Origin of the sequence: Niastella soli (assembly GCF_017742245.1) — a bacterium.
Lineage (GTDB): Bacteria > Bacteroidota > Bacteroidia > Chitinophagales > Chitinophagaceae > Niastella > Niastella soli.
Genome location: NZ_JAGHKO010000001.1, coordinates 2,513,808 through 2,537,671 on the forward strand (window position 1 = coordinate 2,513,808; position 23,864 = coordinate 2,537,671).

Genomic DNA, 23,864 nt, shown 5'->3' on the forward strand with positions numbered 1-23,864 from the left:
TCCCGACACGCGAAGCGTCGTCGGGACCTACTCACAACTCACAAAAGAAATTGCATTATGAGAAAAATAAGCTGGTTAATAATATTGGGGTGTGTAGTGAACCAAATGGCCCTCAGCCAAAATCGCTACGAATTAAACAATGGGTGGGTCTGTTCTCCCATTGGTTCGGTAAAGGTAACTGGCGACAAGCTATCTGTGCCGTCGTATTCAATAAAAGGCTGGATGCCGGCCACCGTGCCCGGTACGGTGCTCACTACTTTATTGGATAATAAAAAAGTGCCTGATCCATTTTATGGCCTGAACAATGACAAGATCCCCGATATCTATAAAACCGGTCGCGACCAGTACACGTACTGGTTTGTAAAAGAGTTCAACGAAAAAGCGCCGCAAGGCAACGACCAGGTATGGCTGCAATTAAGAGGCGTTAATTATAGCTGCGATGTATTCCTAAATGGAAAACAATTGAACAGCGCTCGTCACTACGGCATGTTTTTGCGGCAATCATACAATATAACAAAACTGTTGAACAGCAGTGGAGCCAATCGGTTGGCGGTTATTGTATATCCCATTGATCCCGTTGGTAACCCCAATGGGGGACAGGGTGGTGACGGGACCATTGCCCGGAACGTGTCGCATCAATACGTTGCAGGATGGGACTGGATACAACCCATGCGCGATCGCAATACCGGCATCTGGGATAAGGTATATGTTGAAAGGACTGGCGGCGTAAATATTAAGAACCCGCATGTTATTACGCAGGTGCCCGGTGTACGTAAAGTGGAAGGCCAACAGGCGCCGGCAAAAATTATCGCCAGCGCAGAGCTCGAAAACCCCACTGCTGCCAGGAAAGAAGGAGTGCTGCAATATCAGATAGATGGCCAGGTGGTAAAACAAAACGTAACAATCGAACCTAATTCGTTTAAAGAAGTAAACCTGCCGGTGTTCCAACTCAACAATCCGAAACTGTGGTGGCCTAATGGTTACGGTCCGCAAAATTTATATACCCTGCATTTTCAATTCCTGGAAGGGGGACAAACTGTTTCCGATGAAGAACAGGTAACAACCGGGGTGCGCGAAATTCAAACCAACTGGAATGAAACAACCCGGAGTAAACAGGTATCAGTAAACGGACAAAAGATCTTTATCAAGGGTGGTAACTGGATCATTTCAGATGCCATGCTGCGTTTCACCGATCAACGCTATGACGCGGAGGTGCATTATCATCGCGATATGAACCTCAACCTCATTCGGGTATGGGGTGGAGCGCTCATAGAGCGGCCGGAATTTTTCAATGCCTGTGATAAATATGGGATGCTTGTAATGCAGGATTTTTGGATGTCGGGCGATTGCAATGGCCGGTGGGTAGACCCTATGAAATCAGAAGACCAATGGACCCGCAGAAAATACCCCGATGATCATACGTTGTTCCTGCGATCGGTGGCTGACCAGGTAAAACTGGTACGTAACCATCCTTCACTGGCCATTTGGTGTGGCGGCAACGAGATCACGCCCCCTGAAGACATCCTGCGCCCTATGAAGGATTCCATTTTGCCGGCCCTTGATGGCACCCGCTGGTTTGTTGATTACTCAAACAGTGACGACATGTCGTTAAATACGCTGGGTGGTAATGGTGATGGGCCTTATGGCATACAGGATCCCGTGCATTTCTGGGAGCACCGCACTTTCCCTTTCAATTCCGAAGTAGGGTCGGTAGGCGTGGGTGATTATGAATCCCTGAAGCGATTTATGCCTGCAGAAAATATGCAGGTGCCACAATATCCATCCAACAAAGTAGACCCTGTTTGGGATTATCATAAATACATTGGTTATAACCAGTATATCGATCCCTATGGCGCAGCAAAAGACGTTGCCGACTTCGCCAAAAAGGCGCAACTGGTAAATTATGATCAGTATCGTGCCTTGGGCGAAGGGTTCAGTAACCGCATGTGGGATTGGTATACCGGGTTTATTATCTGGAAAACCCAAAATCCCTGGACGGCTTTACGCGGGCAGATGTATGACTATTACCTGGATCCCAATGCCTGTCTGTTTGGTTTGCGCAATGGCAGCGAACCAGTGCATGTAATGTGCAACCCTACCGATGGTATGGTAACCATCGTGAACAACAGTTTTGAGGAGCAAAGGAACCTGATGCTGGTGGTGCATTTTTACGAATTGTCGGGCAAAGACAGTTTTGTTACCCAGGTATTTGCTTATATAGAACCTACATCGGTAAAACGTGTCTTGTCTGTAAAAGAACTGGCAGATAAGCTTGCAAAAGATAAAGGGGTATTCCTCTCCCTGCAGTTACTTGATGAAAGGAAACAGGTGGTGAGCGATAATTGCTACTGGCTGCCCGATGCAAATGGAAATTACTCCGGGTTGCAATCCATGGCTCCAGCGGCCTTGAAAGCAAAAGCAACCCAAACCGGTAAGGGAAAAATGACGGTAGCGCTCACCAATCCGATGAATAACCCCGTTGCTTTCTTTAACCGGGTAACCCTGCTCGATGCAAAAACAAAGACCCGGATATTACCCGTATTTTATAGCGACAATTATTTCTCCGTAATGCCGGGTGGCGAAAAGACAATCACCATTGAATATGAAAATTCTAATCCACTTCTAATTTCTATAGAAGGGTGGAATGTCGCGACTCTGTTCATAAATCCAGGCTCTTAGTTGCAACCTACCACCAGCGGGTATCGTCTTAATTATTTGCAGATATTTACTATTTTACAAACCAATCTGCAATTAAACTTCATATATAATATGACCTGTCGGTGGCTTGTTTTGCTTAGTATATTCCTGTTCCAAACCCGTTCGCAAAGTGTTGCCCAGCAAAAAAACTCCATTGGGATACAACTGGTCGACATAAAGGCAGGCACTTTCGAGATGGGATCGGAGCGTGGAAAAGAAGATGCCGACGAAAGCCCGGTGCATGCCGTTACTATCTCTAAAGGTTTTAAAATGTCGGCCACCGAAATTACCAACAAACAATATGAAGCATTTGATCCGGGGCATAACAAATTGCGGGGTAAACAAGGCTTTTCATTAAAAGACGATGAGGCGGTGGTTTTTGTGAGTTATGACGAGGCTGTTGCTTTTTGCGCCTGGTTATCGCGCAAGGAAGGCAAGACCTATCGCCTGCCAACCGAGGCCGAATGGGAATATGCCTGTCGTGCCGGCACTACTACCGATTATTTTACGGGTAATGAATTACCAGCCGAATACCAGAAATTACAACATACCAATCGCACACCCGTTCCTGTTTCACTGCAGGTGGCACAAACTGCCCCTAACGCCTGGGGACTGTACGATATGCATGGCAATGTAGAAGAATGGTGCAGCGACTGGTATGGGACTTATATGGCTGGTTCCCAAACCGATCCTGTAGCCCGGCAAACGGGCATGAGCCGCGTTACCCGGGGCGGCAGCCACAATACACCGGTGCGTTACCTGCGCTCGGCTAACCGCCAGGGTATGTTGCCCAATGATAGACACTGGCTTACCGGTTTCAGAATAGTGCAGGGGCCTATGCCGCGTACAAAAGCATTGGCAGCCGCACCAACGCCCGCTAATAGTGTACAGGTGTCCCAACAGAAATATGTTTGGCAAAAAGAAACTCAGGCCATTTTTGAAACACCGATTGCCTATGTTATAAAACCTGATAGCAGCACAGGTATTCCATTTTATAAACACAATCATTGCCCTGCTATAACCTGGTGCCCCAATGGCGATCTGCTCGCTGCCTGGTTCAGTACCAATGCCGAGTCGGGCCGTGAAATGACGATCTTGGCCAGCCGTTTACGGGCTGGTAAAAAAACATGGGACACCGCCTCGCTTTTCTTCCTGGTACCCGATAGGAATACTACCGGCACTTCGCTTTTATATGATCAAAAGGGCACCTTATATCATATTAATGGCCTGGAGGCAGCAGGTGACTGGCAAAACCTGGCCATCGTAATGCGCACCAGTACCAATAACGGAGCTACCTGGTCGAAACCGGTGCTGATAGAACCGGAGCATGCCAAACGTCACCAGGTGATCGCAGGCTCGCTGATCACCCGGGAAGGATGGCTGGTGCAATTCTGTGATGCCGACCCCAGTTCACGTGGTGGAACGGCTATGTACATCAGCAAAGATAAAGGCGCCCATTGGACATCACCTTATACATTACCGATAACGCCATTATATAAAGACGGGGCCACGGGTGGGTTAATTGCAGGTATCCATGCCAGTTCGGTGCAGCTAAAAGACGGCCGCTGGCTGGCCTTCGGTCGCAATGATAATATAAAAGTAGATACAGTGGTGGGCGACAGGATGCCCATGAGTATCTCCAGCGATAACGGTGCCAACTGGCAATATGCTCCTTCTATATTTCCGCCCATTAGCAGCGGCCAGCGTCTGGTACTGCGTCGCCTGAATGAAGGCCCTTTGCTGATGGTTTCCTTTACCCATTGCCCCGGAAAATCGACCGTGGAAGGCATGAACTTCACCAAACCCAATGGTGAAACTTATAAAGGGTATGGTATGTATGCTGCACTTTCTTATGATGATGGGAAAACCTGGCCGGTAATAAAACTGTTGAGCGATGGACATATGCGTCAACTCAATGGTGGCGCCTGGACAGGCATGTTCAGAATGGATTCCACCCATGCAGAACCAAAAGGATACCTGGCCGCTACACAATCTCCCGATAATGTAATACACCTCATCAGCAGTAACCTTTATTATCGCTTTACATTAGCGTGGTTGCAGCAACCATAAAACCGACAAAAGGTATTTGCACAAAATTCCCAACAGGTTGTACTAACGGTGACACTATATACAGATGTATGTAGTGCCATTGAGGTGCTGACTGTAATCATCTTTTTGTAATTATTTTAAAAGTGTGCAACAGATCATTGAAAAAAGTTGCCTGATAAATAAGAATTGTTATTTCTTAATTACAAAAAATGTATTCGAACGCACTAATATGACATCGTGTGTAGCTGTTGCTATACATGATTGTAAATTATAGCCATTTGTATAGCCATCGTGTCATTCAGTCAAGATGAATAACCAAAACACTCTCAGCACTTCACCGGCCCCTTAACTGAACGCGCATTAACACTATCAGGAAGTTACTCAAAATGATCGCTGTCTAAAAAATGACGGCTTGATGCTGCCATGTCATTTTGTGATCAACGTTCTCTTGGGAGTTATTTTATCATTATAAAACACATTGCTAATGAGACACGTTCGCTTGCTAATTGCATTCATGCTGCTGCATTCAGCGGTATTGGCCCAAAACCGACAAATCTCCGGGGCGGTAAAAGACAAGGCTGGTACTGGAATTCCCTCCGTTTCAATTAAAGTAAAAGGAAAAGATAATCAAACTGTGACCGACATCAACGGTCTTTTCAGTTTGCAGGTACCAGCAGGTAATATTCAATTAGTAGCCAGTTCAGTTGGCTTTAAGGAAACTACGATGGACGTACCGGCTGGTCAAAGCGTTGTTTCTATCTCTATGCAGGAAGCGGGAGAAGAGCTGGGGGAAGTGGTAGTGACTGCCCTGGGCATTTCAAAGCAATCCAGAAAGGTAGGATATGCGGTGTCAACTGTTCCGGGCGAACAGTTAACCCAGGCCAGGGAAAACAATGTAGCCGCTTCACTAAGCGGCCGGGTAGCTGGTTTAAAAGTATCGGGCACAAATGGTGGACCTGGTGGAACTGTAAAACTTTTATTGCGTGGGTTGCCAAGTATGAATAATCCCGGCTCGCCCTTGTTTGTTATTAATGGCGTGCCTATGGATAATACACAAAGAGGTTCTACCAGTCAGTGGGGTGGTTCCGATAATGGCGATGGTATTGGTAACATTAACCCCGATGATATTGAGACCATGACGGTGTTAAAGGGCCAGGCGGCCTCTGCCCTTTATGGTTCAAGAGCTTCCAATGGGGTGATCCTTATTACCACCAAATCTGGCAAAAAAGGTGATTTTTCGGTTGATTATAATTTGAATGTGATGTGGGATGATGCCATCGACAACACCGAATATCAGTATGAATACGGGCAGGGTGTTAATGGCCTTAAACCCGCTACGCCTGCTGCTGCACAGGCATCGGGCCGGTTAAGCTGGGGCGCCAAACTCGATGGATCGCAGGTTATTCAATTCGATGGCAAAACGTATCCTTATTCAGCACAAAAAGACAATATCAAAAACTTTTACCGCACAGGTTCTTCTGTTACCAACACGATTGCGGTCTCAAGAGGTGGGGAAAATGGTTCCTTCCGGTTGTCTTTATCGAACCTGAATAATTCCTCTATTGTAAGGAACAGTGGAATTGAAAGAAAGACCGCAAACCTGAATGTTGATCAGAATATTACAGATAAACTCTCCATTAAATTGATAGGCACTTATATTGATGAACAATCAACAAACAGGCCGCAGTTGAGCGATGGCGCCATGAATGCCAACAATGGTGTATTCCTTGCGACCAATATTGATGAGAATATTCTGGCGCCGGGTTACGACCCGGTCACTGGTTATGAGACCCAGTTCAGTGATGATGAATTTGTGACCAATCCCTGGTTTGTTGTAAACCAGTATATCAATAACCTGGGCCGTAAACGGTTCATCACTTCTGTAGCTGCGAAATACCAGTTCACAAAAGGGTTGTATGCCCAGGCCAGGCTTGGTTATGACATAACCCACGACCGGTTATATAAAGTGGAACCGTGGGGAACGGCCTATACCACCAAACGGGCAGGTAGCCTGCAGGACCTGGCATCAACAGAACGCTTTGAATTGAATGTGGATGGATTGATTGGCTATACACATAAATTAACAGAGGATATCAATCTGGATGCTGCCATTGGCGCCAACCTGCGTAAGAATCAGGAAGAAAAAATAAAAATAGGCGGTGGTCCGTTCATTCTACCTTATCAATATAGCTGGAATAATGTAGAAAATTTTAACCGCGATTACAGTTTTTATAAGACTGAAGTTCATTCAGCCTATTATACTCTCGATCTTGCGTATAAAAACTTCTTAACGGTAGGAACAACGGGTCGTTACGATAACTATTCCACCCTGCCTACCAATAACAACAATATCTTCGTTCCCTCAGTTTCTGCGAGTTTTGTCTTTTCTGAATTATTCAATATCAAGAGTCTTGATTTTGGTAAATTAAGAGCTTCTTATGCGGTAACAAGTAATGAGTTAGCAACGGCCTATCAGACCCAGATGTATTATTCGCTGGGTAACAATTACAATGGCGTACCCATTGGTCAGTTCAGTACTACGCTGCCAAGTGGTTTATTAAAGCCGTTTACCGTTGCTGAATTTGAAGTGGGGACCGAATTGCGGTTCTTTAAAAGCAGATTGAATCTGGATGTGGCCTGGTTTACCAAAAAAACCAGGGACGAGATCATGAACGCCACCTATAGCATTTCAACCGGCTATACCGCAGGTTACATTGCCAATGGCCAAACCGAGAATAAAGGATTGGAAGTACAGGTAATTGGTACACCCATTAAAACCAATGACTTCAACTGGACCATTACATTCAACCTCACTTCTGTTCATAACAAAGTGCTTAAAACAGATGAAGCCGGCAACCCCGTAAACCTGGGACAGGCCCGCGGTACTTTAGGCAATGCGGTAACAGCCTATGTAAAGGGATATGCCGGTCCGCAGATATTGGCATATGATTATAAGCGCGATTCAAAAGGGGAAATTGTGGTAGATGGATCAGGTTACCCATTACGTCGCGATACGCTGTTAGCTTATGGCAGTGCTTTGCCAACTTTATATGGTGGATTGAACAATGAGCTTACTTATAAAGGTATTGTTCTTTCATTCCTTATCGATTATAATTATGGGAATCATATAATCAGCGCCACCAGTTATTATTCAATTTATCGCGGGTTGAACAAAATGACCCTTGAAGGGCGCAGCGATGGAATTACCAAAGGTGTAACAGAAGCAGGTGGTACCAATACCGTAAAAGCAGATGCCCAGGGTTACTGGCAGGCAGTAGCACAGCGCATAACCAATACCAGCGTACTGGACGGTGATTTCATAAAATTGCGTCAGGTAACATTGGGGTATAACATTCCGGCAGATATCGTTAGCAAATCGGTGATCTTCAGATCGGCAACCATCTCCCTGGTGGGCCGCAACCTGTGGACCATCATGAAGCACAGCGATAACATAGATCCGGAATCAAGCTTCGGGTCTACCATTAACTTCCTTGGTATTGAAGGTACCAGTTTGCCTTCTACCCGCACCTATGGTGTTAACCTGAATTTGAAATTTAAAAAGTAAAACCGATTAAAGATGAAACGAACACTTCTATATATAAGTTTGGGGGTAGCCGTACTGGTAACGGGTTGCGACAAAGATTTTGAAGACATAAATACGGATCCAAACAAAACGATACCTCCAAATTTCAACTCCGATTATTTTCTATCAGGCAGTCAGTACAATTATATAAATGGGATAACGGGGTATAATGGCGCAATACTGTTCCAGAGTGGTTGGGTACAGATCTTTTCCTCCACTTCCTCAGGCGCTGCCACTTATTACAGCAATATGGATAAATATGTAGCATCGGGTAATACCAATGATTATGCAGGCCGTGGTTTTGATCTGGGTTATAAAGGTGCCAGGCTGGCGCAGGAGATCATCAAAAACTATGGCCCCGTTCCTGCCACTCCTCCCAAAACCGACAAGACAAATGTGGTGAGTGCTGCTAAAGTAATGAAAGTATTGTGCATGCAGTACGTTACTGACTTGTACGGTGATGTTCCTTATTCTCAGGCATTCCTGGCACCTGAACCAGACAATGTTACTACACCGGCATACGATAAGCAGCAGGATATATATAACTCCATGTTAAGTGAACTTGACACGGCCCTGTTAAATTTTGATACGACAAAACCGAAACCTGTATCCGACCTGTTCCCTTACGCGGGTGATGTGGCCAAATGGAAAAAGTTTGGTTATTCGTTAATGTTACGGGTGGCCATGCGACTCACAAAAGCAGATCCCGCTACCGCACAAAAGTATGCCGAGAAAGCGGCTGCGGGCGGAACCCTGTCTTCCGTTTCGGAAGATGCCTGGATAAAAGGAGATAATCCCGATGGCTACCGTAGTGAAAATTCCAGGGCATTGATCACCCCGGCCGATTTTTACTCGGTACGTTGGAGTAAAACGTTCATGGATTATTTGAAAGCTAACAATGATCCCAGGGTGACCATAATAGCTGAAGTACCAGACACGGGATTAGCAAACAATAGCGACATTTTAAGATTAACAGGTAATAATTCTTATGCCATACAATTGGGTCAGCCAAATGGCTGGGACCTCAATGGCGGCCCCACCGATATCAAAAATTCAACTTCTTATCCTGGTGGGACCGGTAGTGGCGACAATTTTACGCCTATTGGTAAATATAGCCGGCCACGTGCTGCTATCTATACAAATTTGAACAGTCCGCAATTTGTATTGACGTATGCCGAATCGGAACTCCTGTTGGCCGAAGCAAAAGCAAGAGGCTGGAATGTGGGGGCTACTACCGCAGCAGCGCATTATGCAAAAGGGCTTTCTGCTGCCTTGCAGGCACTTACTCCTTTTGGCGGCAGTGCGGCGCTCACTCCCACTTTTGCCGATGCTTATGCTGCGGCCCATCCGTTGGATGTAAGTTCGCTGAACGCTTCCTTAAAGATGATCAATGAACAATACTGGGCAACCACCGGCATTTTATTGAATTTCGTAGAAGCCTGGAATAACTGGAAAAGATCTGGCTATCCGGTCTTAACTCCCATTGTGTATGTAGGTAATTTTTCAAAAGGACAAATTCCCAGAAGACAATTGTATCCCACAACAGAATCTACCACCAACCCGGCCAATTATAAAAATGGCGTGGGCAATTTGACTGGCGGGGATGATTGGTTATCGAGGACGTGGTGGGATAAGTAGCGGTTGACAAGTGACGTTTCACGATAACCCCTGCCATATGATTAAAATAGCATACCATACTATACTATTATGCTTTGCTATGCAAAACGCCATAGCCCAACCGCCATTGTTTGAACTGCTCTCTCCCAAACAAACCAATATCAAATTCGAGAACCACATCAACGAAACAGAGAACCTGAATGTACTGGCCTATGAATATTTTTATAATGGTGGCGGTGTGGCCGTTGGGGATATCGATAACGATGGGCTGGAAGATCTTTTTCTGGTATCGAATATGGGTGAGAGCAAACTTTTTAAGAATACCGGCCACCTGCGTTTTAAAGATATTACCAAAGAAGCAGGAACGGAATTGGCAGGCAGGGCCGGTGGCTGGAAGACAGGTGTTACCATGGCCGATGTAAATGGCGATGGCTGGCTGGATATCTATGTCTGTTATTCCGGCAAAGTATCCGACGACGCCCGCAGGAACCAACTATTCATTAACCAGAGCAATGGAACATTTAAAGAAGAAGCGGCTGCCTATGGCATAGGCGATAAAAGCTATAGCACACAGGCCGCCTTTTTTGATTATGACAATGATGGCGATCTTGATCTGTTCCTGCTGAACCATAGCGTAAAAAAGATCGATAACATGGAGCTGGCGCGTTATCGCGATGAAGTAGATGAGTTAGCCGGAAATAAACTGTATGAAAACATCCACAACCATTTTGTAGATGTATCCAAAAAAGCAGGTATCAGGCAAAACCCGTTAACGTTTGGGTTAGGCATTGCCATTGCCGATATCAATAAGGATGGCTGGCAGGATGTGTATGTGACCAACGATTACAACGAACCCGATTACATGTACATAAATAATGGTAATGGTACCTTTACCAATAAAGCCGATGTAAGTTTGCGCTATCTGTCGCAATTCTCCATGGGCGTTGATATTGCAGATCTTAACAACGATGCTCTGCCCGACATCATTACGCTGGATATGTTGCCCGAAGACAACCGAAGGCAGAAATTATTACAGTTACAGGAAAACTATGAATCCTTTGCTCTGATGGTGAACCAGGGGTTAAATCCGCAGTATATGCGTAATATGCTGCAGCTGAATAATGGCGTAATTGCTTCTTCCCCCCATGAAATTTCCTTCTCCGAGATCGGTCAACTGGCCGGGGTATCAAACACCGACTGGAGTTGGTGCCCTCTGCTGGCGGATTATGACAACGATGGTTTCAAAGACCTGTTCATTACCAACGGATATTTTCGCGACTATACCAATAAAGACTTTTTACGTTACTGGGGCGATTACAAAGTGAAAAAAGCAGTAGACCGGGAACCCGTATTGCTGATGGACCTTATTCGCGCTATGCCCTCCACCTCAATTGTAAATTATATTTTCAGGAATAACCATAATTGTACATTTTCTAATCAGCAGAAGCTTTGGGGAATGGATAAGCCGGCCGTGTCGTCTGGAGCGGTATATGCAGACCTGGATAACGATGGTGATCTTGATTTGGTGGTCAACAACATTAATGAGAATACGTTTGTGTACAGGAATACTGCACGAGAACATTCGAAGGCCGGCTATCTTTCCCTTGTACTGCATTACAAAAAGCCAAACTGGTTTGCCATTGGTACTAAAGTTTACGTTTATGATCGCCATGGCATACAATACGAAGAGCTGAATCCCGCGCGTGGTTATTTGTCATGCGTTACCACCCGGCTGCATTTCGGTCTCGATAGTACCAACATCATTGACTCTATAAAGATCGTTTGGCCCGACCATGCAACGCAGGTACTTACCAACGTAACAGCCAATCAACAATTGACCATCAATTACGAACAACCCAAGCCTGTTATAGAGGAGGATCCCGTGTATGCCGGAAAGACCATTTTTACGCCTACGGATAAATTATTTACCTATACGCACACGGACGCAAGCGAAAATGATTTCAAACGCCAGTTGCTGATGTTGTTCATGTATTCAAAATGCGGTCCGGTAATGGCAAAAGGTGATATAAATAGAGATGGGCTGGAAGACCTGTTTGTAAGTGGCGATAAAAACAAACCCGGCAAGATCTATGTGCAAAATGCCAGGGGCTCGTTTTATGAAGCACCAGATTGTTATATCGGGGATGAAAACGCTTCCACTATTTCGGCAGCGGCATTTGTTGATGTAAATGGTGATGGTTCTTCTGATCTGTATATCGCCAAAGGGGGGTATGCCTTGTATGAACCCGGCTCCCCGGCGCTGCAGGATGAATTGTATATAAACGACGGTCGCGGTCAGTTCAAAAAGGCGGCTGGGACCCTGCCTGATGTATCGGCTTGTAGTAAATCATGTGTTCGACCCTGTGACTTTGATGGCGATGGCGATATGGACCTGTTTGTTGGCGGTCGCATTATTCCGGGCCGTTACCCGGTAGCGCCCACGTCTTTTCTTTTAGTAAATGATGGTAGGGGGCATTTTACAGCAGCCACAATACCTTTCTCGAATATAGGAATGGTCACCGATGCACAATGGGTAGATCTGGATAAGGACGGCCGGAAAGACCTTGTATTATGTGGCGAGTTTATGCCTGTAACCGTGTTTATGAATACCCCCACAGGGTTTGTTGATAAAACCAGTATTTATTTTGATAAACCAACCAACGGCTTTTGGTTCACCTTGCAGATCGCCGATCTTGACCAGGATGGTTACGACGATATCATTGCCGGTAATCTGGGGTTGAACCACTGTATACACGTATCGGAAAAAGAACCTGGTGAATTGTATTATGCCGACTTCGATGGCAATGGGTCCATTGATCCCTTTTTTAATTTTTATATTCAGGGACAAAGTTATCCATTTGTAAGCCGGGATGAACTGAATGAGCAGATCTATCCCATGCGGAAAAAATTCACTTCTTATGCGGCCTATTCAACAGTTACCATCAACGATATATTTACAAAAGAAGAACTGGAAAGGGCCGGCCGCTTACGGGTAACAGAAACGCGTACAATGGCTTTCCTCAACAGAAATAAGAAATTGGTGCCGGTTGAATTGCCCATGCAGACCCAGTTTTCTGTGGTGACCTGTATAATAGCAGACGATTTTAATGGTGATGGTAAAAAAGACCTGTTACTGCTGGGCAATCATTCCGATAACCGTTTAAAGATCGGATGCATTGATGCCAGTTACGGTTGTCTGCTCACCGGTGATGGCAAAGGAAATTTCACGTACATAAACCAAACTCAATCGGGGCTGGATATTAAAGGCGATGTAAAGGCAGCAATGGAATTAAAAACCAGGGACACCAAATACATCCTTGCAGGCGTCTGTAACAACGCTATGCAATTTTATAAAGTACAGTAACATGCCCATAAACAACCTTCATAAATCAACCACCGGTATTTGTACTTTTTTTGTGTTCTTTTTGTTTCATCACGCAGCCATGTGTCAAGCCATGGCTGTTAAAACAAAAGGTATACAAAAGGAAGAGATGTCGCTTACCAGATATTTACAGCCTGCGGTATTCTCCCTGTCAAAAGTAATGATGCATGATGTGGTGAACCCACCAGCGGCAGCGCGGTATTATGCTTATTGTATGCTGGGGGCATATGAGATCATTTCCCGTAACGATCCCACAGTAATACCACTGAGCAATTTTATAAAGCAATACAGCAGCCCCGGCATAACCACGTTACAAAAACAATACGACCCTCGTATTGCAGCCATTTATTGTATTATGGAAACCGGCCGGTTAATGTTGCCTTCGGGTTACCAGCTGCAGGATGATGAAGAACGATTCATTGCTGATCAAAAAAGATCAAAACTATCTAACGCCCTCCTTAATAGTTCTATTGCAGTGGGTAGTTACATGGCTGCGTATATAGCAACATATGCCAAAGCCGACCGGTATGGGAAACTAAGTGCTCAATTACGTTATACCCCGGTAAAAGGCGATGCATATTGGTATCCGACACCACCAGCCTATATGGAAGCGGTAGAGCCAAACTGGAAAACAGTGCGCCCGTTGTTAATAGATTCCTGTAACCAGTTTGTGCCATTGCCGCCAGTAACCTTCAGTAAAGACAGTACCAGTGATTTTTACCGGTTGGCAAAAGAAGTATATGATGTTTCTGTAAAGCCTACTCCCGAGCAGTTAAACATTGCTTCCTTCTGGGATTGCAATCCCTTTGTAGTAGCAACCTCAGGACATATGTCAATCGGGTTTAAAAAGATCAGTCCGGGTGGGCATTGGATGAACATCGCCGCCATTGCGGCGCAAAAAGCGAATTTAAATTTTGCCGAGACTATTACCGTACAAATGCTGACAGGTATTACGATTATGGATGCGTTTATCAGTTGCTGGGATGAAAAATACCGCTCGAACCGTATCCGCCCGGAAACCTACATCAACCGTTATATCAACATAAAGTGGCAGCCATTGTTGCAAACGCCACCCTTTCCGGAATATACCAGCGGGCACAGCGTGGTGTCAACTGCTGCTGCAGAAGTGCTTACCTATTTATTAGGGGAACAATTGTCCTTCACCGATAATTCAGAGGAGCTATTCGAAATTCCTGCCCGTACTTTTAATTCCTTCAAACAGGCCGCCGCCGAAGCTGCCATTTCACGGTTGTATGGTGGCATTCATTACCGTGATGCCATTGAAAACGGACAACAGCAGGGAAAACAAATTGCTCAGTTTATCGTAAACAAACTAAGATCGGTTGGTATTCAACCATTGAAACCATGATAGGGCCTCGATGATACCTCATTGGTACCTCATTGGTACCTCGGATTCCGAGGACACATCGAGGACCCAAAGAGGAGGGTCCGAGGAGGCAAAGAGAAGGAAATAAAATTCATCACCCATTTTCGACCATTCGTCACACCATTCCCCTTAAACCGTCCCATCTAAATTGAAATTTCCGAGGAGAAATTGCCATTCGTCACACCGGTTTCCTCCCTTCGTCACACCGGTTCCCGAAGCCCGTCACATAATTGAAAAAGTCGAATAGGACCTTGTTTACCTTCGTGCTATGTGTACTGTACATCAGTTCTTTGACAATTCGTAACTTTATACCATGGAGGCCGATATACATACTTTATACGAATCTGATTTTTATCGCATCATGGATTTCCGGTGCCGATGTACCGATTGTCGCACTTCAAAACCGGAATACAATACTGCTTTTTGCATCAGCTTTGTACGCAAAGGGAATTTTCTCTTTAATGTATTTCGTCGCTCCCTTGATTCTTATACAGGTTGTGTGTTGGTGACCAAGCCTCATTACGAACGTACGGTAACCCACACACACGAAGTGCCCGACGAATGCACCATCTTTGAATTTAAAAATGATTTCTTCGCTACGCTGCTCGAACATTATGGAAGTATGCCTTTTTTTCAGGATAACGACTGGCACTCCACGCTCATCAGGACCAGTGCGGAAACAGAGTTCCTGCATTTTCATATTATAAAACTGGTACTAACCCGTTCGGGCAGTAAGTTGCAAATAGACAACAGCGTAATTGAAGTGATTGAAAAAGTATTGAATAATATCACCGATTACAAACCCGATCATAGGATCAATACCCGTTTAAAAAAGAATCATTTGATCACCATGGAGAGGGCGAAAGAATACATGGCCAATCATTTTACTGAAGATATCTCGTTGCTACAAATAGCCACACATTGTTATGTAAGCCCTTTTCATTTCAGCCGGTTGTTCAAGACATTTACGACTGTTTCGCCACATCAATACCTGCTAACGCTCCGGTTAAAAAATGCCGAATTGTTATTACGCAATACAATCCAGCCCATGGCCGATATTGCATTTATTTCAGGTTTCAACAGTGTAGAGCATTTTACGGCCGCGTTTAAACAGAAATATAATTGTCCGCCAGCTACCTACCGGCAACAATTTGAAACTGCGTCCTGAAAATAGCAGGATTCCTTAAGCCCTTCGGCTGGCAGCCATATAGCTTTGCCGGAAACTTAGCATTATGAAAGATCAATTAATGTCAACAGTCGAAAATTCAAAGAATTACACATTACAGGTAGCCAATGCCATGCCCGATGCCGCCTACCATTATAAACCTGCTGGTGCAGGGTGGGAATTTGGGGAATTGTTAAACCATATTGCTTATGGCATCCAGTGGTGGCAGGATAATTACATTACCGGTAAGAAAACCGATTGGGACCCACCAAAAGTGAAGAATAGCAAAAAGGAAGTAATAACCTATCTCACAAACGCATACGAAACGTTACTGAAGACCATCAAACACCAGTCTGATAGTGAACTGAAAGGTAATGGCGTACATGCCACCCTCGATCACATCACACACCACCGTGGTCAGGCAGTGATATACTTAAGAACAAGCGGTATTGAACCGCCGGAGTATACTTATTAGAATATATGAAGTGGCAGGTTGGTAAGTTATTTAGTTATTTGGTTTTTGAGTTACTGGGTTCTGAAAAGGGGACTCAGAACTTACAAACTAAATAACTAAATAACCCGCCTCTTATATAGGTTATAACAGCTTTCAAAACCTATTGCCTACTGGCTTTTCCCTTAATAAATATCATAGAAAGACCAAAAACTAAAAAGCAGGCACCGGTATATACATTCAGGTTGCTTGATCCGTTGCTGGCTAAAAGTACATTCAACAGCAGGATCAACGATACAACAGTAAAGAACAGTCCTATGACAAATTGCAGATCGTTTAATTTTTTTAACATGGCAGCGCTATTTTATTAAAAGAAAATGAAGTTCAGCAGAATAGTAATGACCAGCAGTAATAAACCCAAAGGAACCACCCGCAAATACCATTTTTGCTCGTGGTATTTGGGTTTTTCTGTAAGCGAATAAACCAGTCCTTTTAATTGTTCATCAGGTTTGGGTTTGGTAACCAGGCTTACTATTATAGTTGTAAAGAAATTGAAGATCCAGGAAACAGCGGCAACGATGAATGCCTGGCCCATACCACTTTTAATGGTATACAACGGAGCGATCCAGCCTCCCTTTCCTTCAGCAATGGTAACACCGTGCGTAATGGCCGCCGCCGCGGTACCGGCAATCAATCCCCAGAAGGCGCCATGACCGGTGGTACGTTTCCAGAACATGCCTAATAAGAAGGTGGCAAACAATGGGCCATTCACAAAGCCAAACACCAGTTGCAGAAAGTCGTTGATATTATTAAAGCTCTTGGCTATATAAGCCGTGACAATAGAAATAAGAATACCTACGACCGTAACGCCTTTCCCAACCAGCAGGTAATGCCGGTCACTTTTGTTCTTTACAAAATACGATTGATAAATATCGAAAGTAAACACCGAGTTAAAGGCGGTTACGTTACCAGCCATGCCGCTCATAAAGGACGCGATCAGGGCCGTGATGCCCACACCCAGGATACCGGTAGGGTAGTAGTGTGCTATAAGAGAAGGCAACGTCATCGTATAATCAAGTTCGCCACTGGCTGTAGTGGGAATATGGTAGCCTTTTGACGCCAAAGCGGGTTGCATTAAGGTAATGGCAATGATGCCAGGCAGTACTACTATTAAAGGCATCATCATTTTGGGTATGGCGGCAATGATCGGGGTACGTTGTGCATCGCCCATATTCCTGGCGATCATGGCCCGCTGTACAACCAGGAAATCGGTACACCAATAACCGAACGACATAACAAAACCCAAACCAAAGATGAGCGACATAAAATGCAAACCCATCGGGTTATCGTTCGCGTTACCCATGTATTTCCAGGCATGGGTCATTTCAGGCTGCAGCAGGGCTTTTATATTGTTCCAGCCACCCGCATCCTGTAGAGCAATTATTACCAGGGGTGATAAACCCAGTACTATTAAGAAGAACTGTAATACTTCATTATATACTGCGCTGGTGAGCCCCCCCAGGAAAGTATAGACCATTACAATACCGGCAGATACCCATATGGAAATATCGAAATCCCAATGCAGGATGGTTTCCATGAGTTTAGCCAGGGCATACAATGATATACCAGACGAGAAAACGGTCATAACCGCAAAGGAGATGGCGTTTAGTCCTCTTGTTTTTTCATCGAAGCGAAGAGAAAGATATTCGGGCACGCTGCGGGCGCGGCTGCCATAATAAAAAGGCATCATAAAAACACCCAGGAACACCATGGCAAAAATAGCGCCCACCCAATAGAAGTGTACGGTCATAATACCGTATTTGGCGCCGGATGCAACCATCCCAATCACTTCCTGGGCACCCAGGTTGGCGGAGATAAAAGCAAGGCTGGTGATCCATAATGGGATACTTCGGCTACTGGTGAGAAAATCATTACTGGATTTTATTTTCCTTTTAATGAGGAATCCAACCCCAATAACAAAAATGAAATATACCAGAATGATCAGGTAGTCGGCAAAATGTAGACTCATGCGCAATCGTTAAGCTGTGATAGTTTCTACCCACAATATATTTCTTTCATTTCATTATTATGATCCCAATCATGTTTTAGTAAAAATATTTACGAATACGTTTGCGAAGAAGGTTGAAAGGCAATGGGGCTGCTTTTTCTCCGTTATCAACGCTGTCAACCATTTCACCCCTATCAACTTACATAGTAGATTCCCTTTCAATCAAAGCGCTGGGAATGACCAGCTTTTCCTTGCTAAGATCAAACGAACTTTTCTCTATACCCTTAAAAAGAAGGGTGGCAGCGGCTTTACCTATTTCAAAGGCCGGCTGGGTAATGGTAGTAAGCGGAGGATTTAAAATAGGGGCCGTATCCAGGGAGGCGAAGGCAATTATTTTTATATCATGGGGAATGCGGATGTGTAACTCATGGCAGGCCAGGTAAACCGGAGTAACAATTTTCTCAACCGAAGCAATTAATCCATCGGGACGTTGGTCGCTTTGCAGTATAGATTTTATTTGTTTATACATGTCATCATTATCAGGGCAATAAATGATCTGGTTATCATAATGGGGAATGCCCGCTTTATGCAGGGCTGCTTTAAAACCATTCACCCGGTTCAAACAAATAGGCAGGCTTTGGGAAATAGAAACAAAAGCCGGTTTATGACAGCCCTTCTGCAGTAAATGATTGGCGGCCAAAAATCCACAATCGAAATCGTTAGTAGTTACGCGAGCTGTTTCAATGGCTTCCTGTTCACGATCGAAAAACACAACGGGAATATTATTCTCCTGTAATTTGTAGATATGGTCGGCTGAATTGGTTTCGCTGGAAATAGAGATCAGCACCCCATCCACCCGGCCGCTTTGACAATCTTCCAGAATGGTTTTCTCATTGGCGAATTTCTCGTGCGACAAATATATAAGTACATGATAACCTTTGGTTTCAGCAACCGATTGAATGCCATTAATGGCAAGTGAGAAAAAGTTATCAGCTACTTCTGGTAACACTACTGCAATGGTTTTGCTTTTCTTACGACGCAAACTGCTGGCGTAGGGGTTAGGTACGTAATTTAAGCGGGTGGCCAGCTCCAGTACTTTCTTTTTGGTTTCATCACTGATCTCATAACTATCGCGCAATGCTTTTGAAATGGTGGATACCGATAATTGCAACTGGTCGGCCAATACCTTAATGTTTACTCTGCTCATGAGGGGAAGTTAGCACCTTAATTATTTGTATTACAGGCTGTTTTATAACGCAAATTATTGCATTTTTTCGCAACCGTTTTCGTAAATAAAGTTAACAGATGGCTAACAATCTTTAGCAAAAAAGTTGAACTTAGTTGCAGAAACTAACACAAGTCATATAATATTTCAAAAACGATTGCTATGGCGACTCCTGGTAAATTCTCCGAGAAAGAAATCAATCCCCTGGGAAGTTTGGACGAGTGGGAAGATGATCTGCTGCAACGCTACCCCGACCCTGATACAATAGCAAAAGATAAATCAAAAGAAGAATACCGTAATTACGACGATCCCGCCCGGGATACTGTACGGGAATTTTACCGCTTGAACCATACGCATCAAACGTTTGATTTTGTACAGGAGAAGAGAAAGGATTTCTTACAGTTCAACCGGAAGGAAATGACTGTTTGGGATGCCTTTAATTTCCTGAATCAACTGGTTGATGATTCAGATCCTGATACTGACCTTGATCAGTTCCAGCACTTGTTACAAGCTGCGGAGGCCATCCGTGCCGACGGTCACCCCGACTGGATGGTGCTGACCGGTTTAATGCACGATATGGGTAAGGTACTTTGCCTGTTTGGTGAACCCCAATGGGCTGTTGTTGGCGATACCTTCCCTGTTGGTTGCGCTTATTCCGATAAAATAGTATATCCCGAATTTTTTAAGAACAATACTGACTATACCAATCCTGTTTTCAGCACCAAGCTGGGAGTATATTCGCAAAATTGCGGTTTACGCAATGTGAGCATGTCATGGGGCCATGATGAATATGTTTACCAGATGGTGAAAGATTATTTGCCCGAGCCTGGCCTATACATGTTACGCTACCACTCATTTTATGCCTGGCACCGGGAAGGCGCTTATGATCACCTGTTAGATGATCATGATCGTGAAATGCTGAAATGGGTCAAGTTGTTCAATCCATATGATTTGTATTCAAAAAATCCTACACCGCCAGATTGGAAACAGCTACGCACCTATTATGAAGATCTGGTAGCTAAATACCTGCCATCTACTATCAAGTTTTAACGCTACTCCACCCAAAACTTTATCCATTCCTTGTTTTATCAGCAATGATCAAATGAGCTGTACTTACGTGTAGTTTATTGATCGGCGCATGTATCATTATGTAAACACAATACCCAGGAAGTTGTGTTTTTTTATTGGCTTTATTGATAAATGTAACAAGTACATTTAACCGCTGGTAAAAAGCGGAACGGATGACTATTCACTTAACCTAAAACTTTTGTTATGAGATTGCTTTGTCAGTCGCTCCCGAAAGGTGCGGGGATTCACCTGTTACTGCTGCTTTTGTTATCGCCGCTGTGTATGCTGGCGCAATCCCCCCAGGTTACCGGAACTGTAAGCGATTCCACTGGTAAACCTATGGCAGGAATTACCGTAACTGTAAAAGGAAAAAAAATTGTTACCAGTACAAAGGCGAATGGCACCTATGCCATCCCTGCAAAAAATGGAGATGTACTGGTGTTTAGTGGTGTTTCCCTCGATCCACAGGAAGTTACACTGGATGATAGAACATCCATTGATGTAACAATGCAAAGTGCAGCACTTACAATGACCGATGTTGTAATAGTCGGTTATGGTAAAGCTTCGCGTAAAGCCCTGACCAGCGCCATTACCACTGTTAAACCCGATGATCTGAACAGAGGCGCCATTGCAGATGTAGGACAGTTGCTGCAGGGTAAAGTGCCAGGATTGAACGTCACTGCAAGTGGAGATCCCAACCGGCCTGCTGCAGTTATTGTACGTGGCGCGTCAACGATCAATAGTCCGGGTGGCCCATTTTATGTTGTTGATGGTGTTCCCGGTGTTGATATCTCTATTATAGCACCCGCCGATATCGCTTCCATGGATATTCTGAAAGATGCCGCTGCAACGGCCATTTATGGTAACCGTGCTTCAAATGGCGTTATTATTGTAACCACCAGAAGAGGTAAAAAGGGGCAGCCGCAGGTATCTTACAGTGGTTTTGTAGGGGTTGAAAAAGTATCCCGCCGGCTCGATGTAATGGATGCCGGTCAGTTGCGGGATTTCCTGGCAAAAAACAACCTGGCCTTTACCCCGCTTGATGACAAGGGCGCCGATACCGACTGGCAGAAAGAAATACAACGCAATGAAGCGGTATCCACAAGCCATAATATTTATATTGGCGGTGGTGGCGATCACGGATCATACAGCGCCAGTTTAAACTATTTCAGCAAGCCCGGTATCTTAAAGAATAGTAATCTGCAACGCATCATTGCCCGCTTGTCTGTTGAGCAGTTTTTGATCAACGATAAATTGAGATTGGGTCTTAATATTACCAATTCGAATAATGATGCTGATGATATTCCTTACCGGAATACGGTGCTGTTGCAATCTGCCACCTATCTGCCGGTATCGCCCGTAAAGAACCCCGATGGCACTTATTTCGAGAACTTTACCAAAACAGGTTATTACAACCCGGTGGCCATGATGAACCATAGCCAGCAGAACAATAAGTACAATAACCTGATGGCTAATTTAACGGCGCAGGCAAAACTGCCTTTTGGCCTTACGTACGACCTGAATGTGGCGTATATCAACAATTCGAATTTGTACGGTTCTTACCTCGATAAGTATTTCACGAGCAACTATACCGGCATGTATGATAACCCTGATCCTACTACTTATGGTCATGGGATCCAGTCATTCGGTACCAATGGACAGGCAACCAGACAGGCCTACAGCAATTCCAGCAAGATCCTGGAAACATACTTTACCTGGGATAAGATTGTTGGAAAGCATGTTATCAATGCAGTACTGGGATACTCCTGGCAGGAAAATGTGAACGGCGATGGCTTCCAGGTAACAACGTATAATTTCCCTGTTGATAATATCGGTTACCAGAACCTGGCGTTGAGCAACCCTTATGCTTATTCAACCCGTATTGGGTTGGGGGCTGATCTTATTTATCAGAAGATCAAACTGATCTCGGATTTTGCCCGGTTGAAATACAATTACAATGAAAAGTATTTCTTACAGGCATCGGTGAGAAGGGATGGCAGCTCGGTGTTTGGTGCAAATAATGAATGGGGATATTTCCCTTCAGTAGCTGCTGCCTGGCGTATAAGTGAAGAAGACTTCATGAAATCGCAGGACCTGTTCAGCGAGTTAAAACTGAGAGCGAGCTATGGTGTTACCGGTAATGCATTTGGTTTTAACGCCTATACGGCACAATTTATATTGGGTAGTCAGGGCACCTGGTATTATAATGGCACTCCGACTGCAGCTTATGGTCCGCTTGCAGCTGCCAATTCCGATTTAAAATGGGAGGAAGTTGCTACCACCAATATAGGTTTAGACTTCACTTTATTGAAAGGTAAACTGGGTGGGTCAATTGATGTATATAAAAAGAAAACAACGGATATGATCTATAATTATAATGTTGATCCTATCCTTGTTCCTGTAGGGAAAATTGTAGCCAATGGTGGTGAAATGGAAAATAAAGGTATTGAGTTAGCGCTGAGTGCAACGATTATACAGAACCGTAAATTTACCTGGACCAGCAATTTGAACCTGGCGCACAATGTCAACAAGATCACCAGTCTGAAGAGCCCCTTATTCCCGGGTGGCGACTCTGTGGCTGTAGGTTTTCCTGAAGGAGGTGGTCAGTCAGGCGCTTCACTCCAATTGTTAAAAGAAGGATATCCGCTGGGCCAGTTCTATTCACTTGATTATGCCGGTAAAGACGCAGCAGGGGTATCGCAATATTGGGCCAAGGATGGAAAAACTTTGACTACTGCTCCGCTCCGCGGGACCGACTATCATTACCTCGGGAACGCACAACCTAAATTGTTGTTAGGCTGGACCAATACCTTTAAGTATAATAATTTTGACCTGAACATTGCGCTCCGCGGCGTTTTTGGTAACAAGATCTTTAATGCCACCCGGGCCGACCTGTTCAGACCCAGTACCGCGCAATACACAAACATCCTGGAGGATGCAGCCGGAGAATCAACCGCTGACTTTAATTCCTATAAGTATTCTTCCCGCTTTATTGAAAGCGGAAATTATCTTCGGCTCGACAATGCTACGTTGGGTTACAACTTCAAGAACCTGGGCTCTTATATCAAATCACTCAGATTGTATTTAACAGGGAACAATTTGTTCGTAATTACTAATTTCAATGGGGTAGATCCCGAAGTGAACCAGGGCGGTATTGCACCGGGCATCGATTACAACAACTTCTATCCCAAAACCCGTACGCTCTTGTTTGGAGCAAACATCTCCTTCTAAC

Annotated in this window: 13 protein-coding genes; 10 read left to right on the top strand and 3 right to left on the bottom strand. The window is 44.6% G+C overall.

Annotated features, from left to right (window positions below; genetic code table 11):
• The first annotated feature begins 57 nt into the window (after positions 1-57).
• From J7I42_RS10500 to J7I42_RS10535, 8 genes are all read left to right on the top strand, one after another.
• The gene (locus J7I42_RS10500) at positions 58-2,679 is read left to right on the top strand and encodes a glycoside hydrolase family 2 protein (protein WP_209138732.1); all 2,622 of its coding nucleotides are present in this window, start codon (positions 58-60) and stop codon (positions 2,677-2,679) included.
• A gap of 90 nt (positions 2,680-2,769) precedes the next feature.
• Positions 2,770-4,767, top strand: a complete 1,998-nt coding sequence (locus tag J7I42_RS10505; protein ID WP_209138733.1) for an SUMF1/EgtB/PvdO family nonheme iron enzyme — start codon at positions 2,770-2,772, stop codon at positions 4,765-4,767.
• A gap of 463 nt (positions 4,768-5,230) precedes the next feature.
• The gene (locus J7I42_RS10510; protein ID WP_209138734.1) at positions 5,231-8,311 is read left to right on the top strand and encodes a SusC/RagA family TonB-linked outer membrane protein; all 3,081 of its coding nucleotides are present in this window, start codon (positions 5,231-5,233) and stop codon (positions 8,309-8,311) included.
• Between the two features lie 12 nt (positions 8,312-8,323).
• Positions 8,324-9,967 (top strand): SusD/RagB family nutrient-binding outer membrane lipoprotein, encoded by a 1,644-nt coding sequence (locus tag J7I42_RS10515; RefSeq protein ID WP_209138735.1) that lies wholly within the window; start codon positions 8,324-8,326, stop codon positions 9,965-9,967.
• A 37-nt stretch (positions 9,968-10,004) separates the two neighbouring features.
• Positions 10,005-13,310: a VCBS repeat-containing protein gene (locus J7I42_RS10520; protein ID WP_209138736.1), complete on the top strand. Its 3,306-nt coding sequence runs from the start codon at positions 10,005-10,007 to the stop codon at positions 13,308-13,310.
• A gap of 1 nt (position 13,311) precedes the next feature.
• Complete coding sequence (locus J7I42_RS10525; RefSeq protein ID WP_209138737.1) at positions 13,312-14,697, top strand: vanadium-dependent haloperoxidase; 1,386 nt, start codon at positions 13,312-13,314, stop codon at positions 14,695-14,697.
• A gap of 331 nt (positions 14,698-15,028) precedes the next feature.
• Positions 15,029-15,883 (top strand): AraC family transcriptional regulator, encoded by an 855-nt coding sequence (locus J7I42_RS10530; RefSeq protein ID WP_209138738.1) that lies wholly within the window; start codon positions 15,029-15,031, stop codon positions 15,881-15,883.
• Positions 15,884-15,947: 64 nt separating this feature from the next.
• Positions 15,948-16,355: a DinB family protein gene (locus J7I42_RS10535; RefSeq protein WP_209138739.1), complete on the top strand. Its 408-nt coding sequence runs from the start codon at positions 15,948-15,950 to the stop codon at positions 16,353-16,355.
• Positions 16,356-16,494: 139 nt separating this feature from the next.
• Here the strand turns inward: J7I42_RS10535 and J7I42_RS10540 are convergent, their stop codons facing one another.
• The 3 genes from J7I42_RS10540 to J7I42_RS10550 all read right to left on the bottom strand — a co-directional run bounded on the left by J7I42_RS10540 (position 16,495) and on the right by J7I42_RS10550 (position 19,546).
• A complete protein-coding gene (locus tag J7I42_RS10540; RefSeq protein WP_209138740.1) occupies positions 16,495-16,683 on the bottom strand; it encodes a hypothetical protein in 189 nt (62 codons plus the stop codon).
• Between the two features lie 15 nt (positions 16,684-16,698).
• A complete protein-coding gene (locus J7I42_RS10545; RefSeq protein ID WP_209138741.1) occupies positions 16,699-18,360 on the bottom strand; it encodes a sodium:solute symporter family protein in 1,662 nt (553 codons plus the stop codon).
• A 178-nt stretch (positions 18,361-18,538) separates the two neighbouring features.
• Positions 18,539-19,546 carry a LacI family DNA-binding transcriptional regulator gene (locus J7I42_RS10550; protein ID WP_209138742.1) on the bottom strand — a complete coding sequence of 336 codons (1,008 nt, stop codon included), beginning with the start codon at positions 19,544-19,546 and terminating at the stop codon, positions 18,539-18,541.
• Between the two features lie 180 nt (positions 19,547-19,726).
• Here J7I42_RS10550 and J7I42_RS10555 point away from each other — a divergent pair, with 180 nt between their 5' ends.
• Both J7I42_RS10555 and J7I42_RS10560 read left to right on the top strand, forming a co-directional pair.
• Positions 19,727-20,614, top strand: a complete 888-nt coding sequence (locus J7I42_RS10555; RefSeq protein WP_209138743.1) for an inositol oxygenase family protein — start codon at positions 19,727-19,729, stop codon at positions 20,612-20,614.
• Positions 20,615-20,836: 222 nt separating this feature from the next.
• Positions 20,837-23,863 (top strand): SusC/RagA family TonB-linked outer membrane protein, encoded by a 3,027-nt coding sequence (locus tag J7I42_RS10560; protein ID WP_209138744.1) that lies wholly within the window; start codon positions 20,837-20,839, stop codon positions 23,861-23,863.
• The last annotated feature ends 1 nt before the right edge of the window (position 23,864 follow it).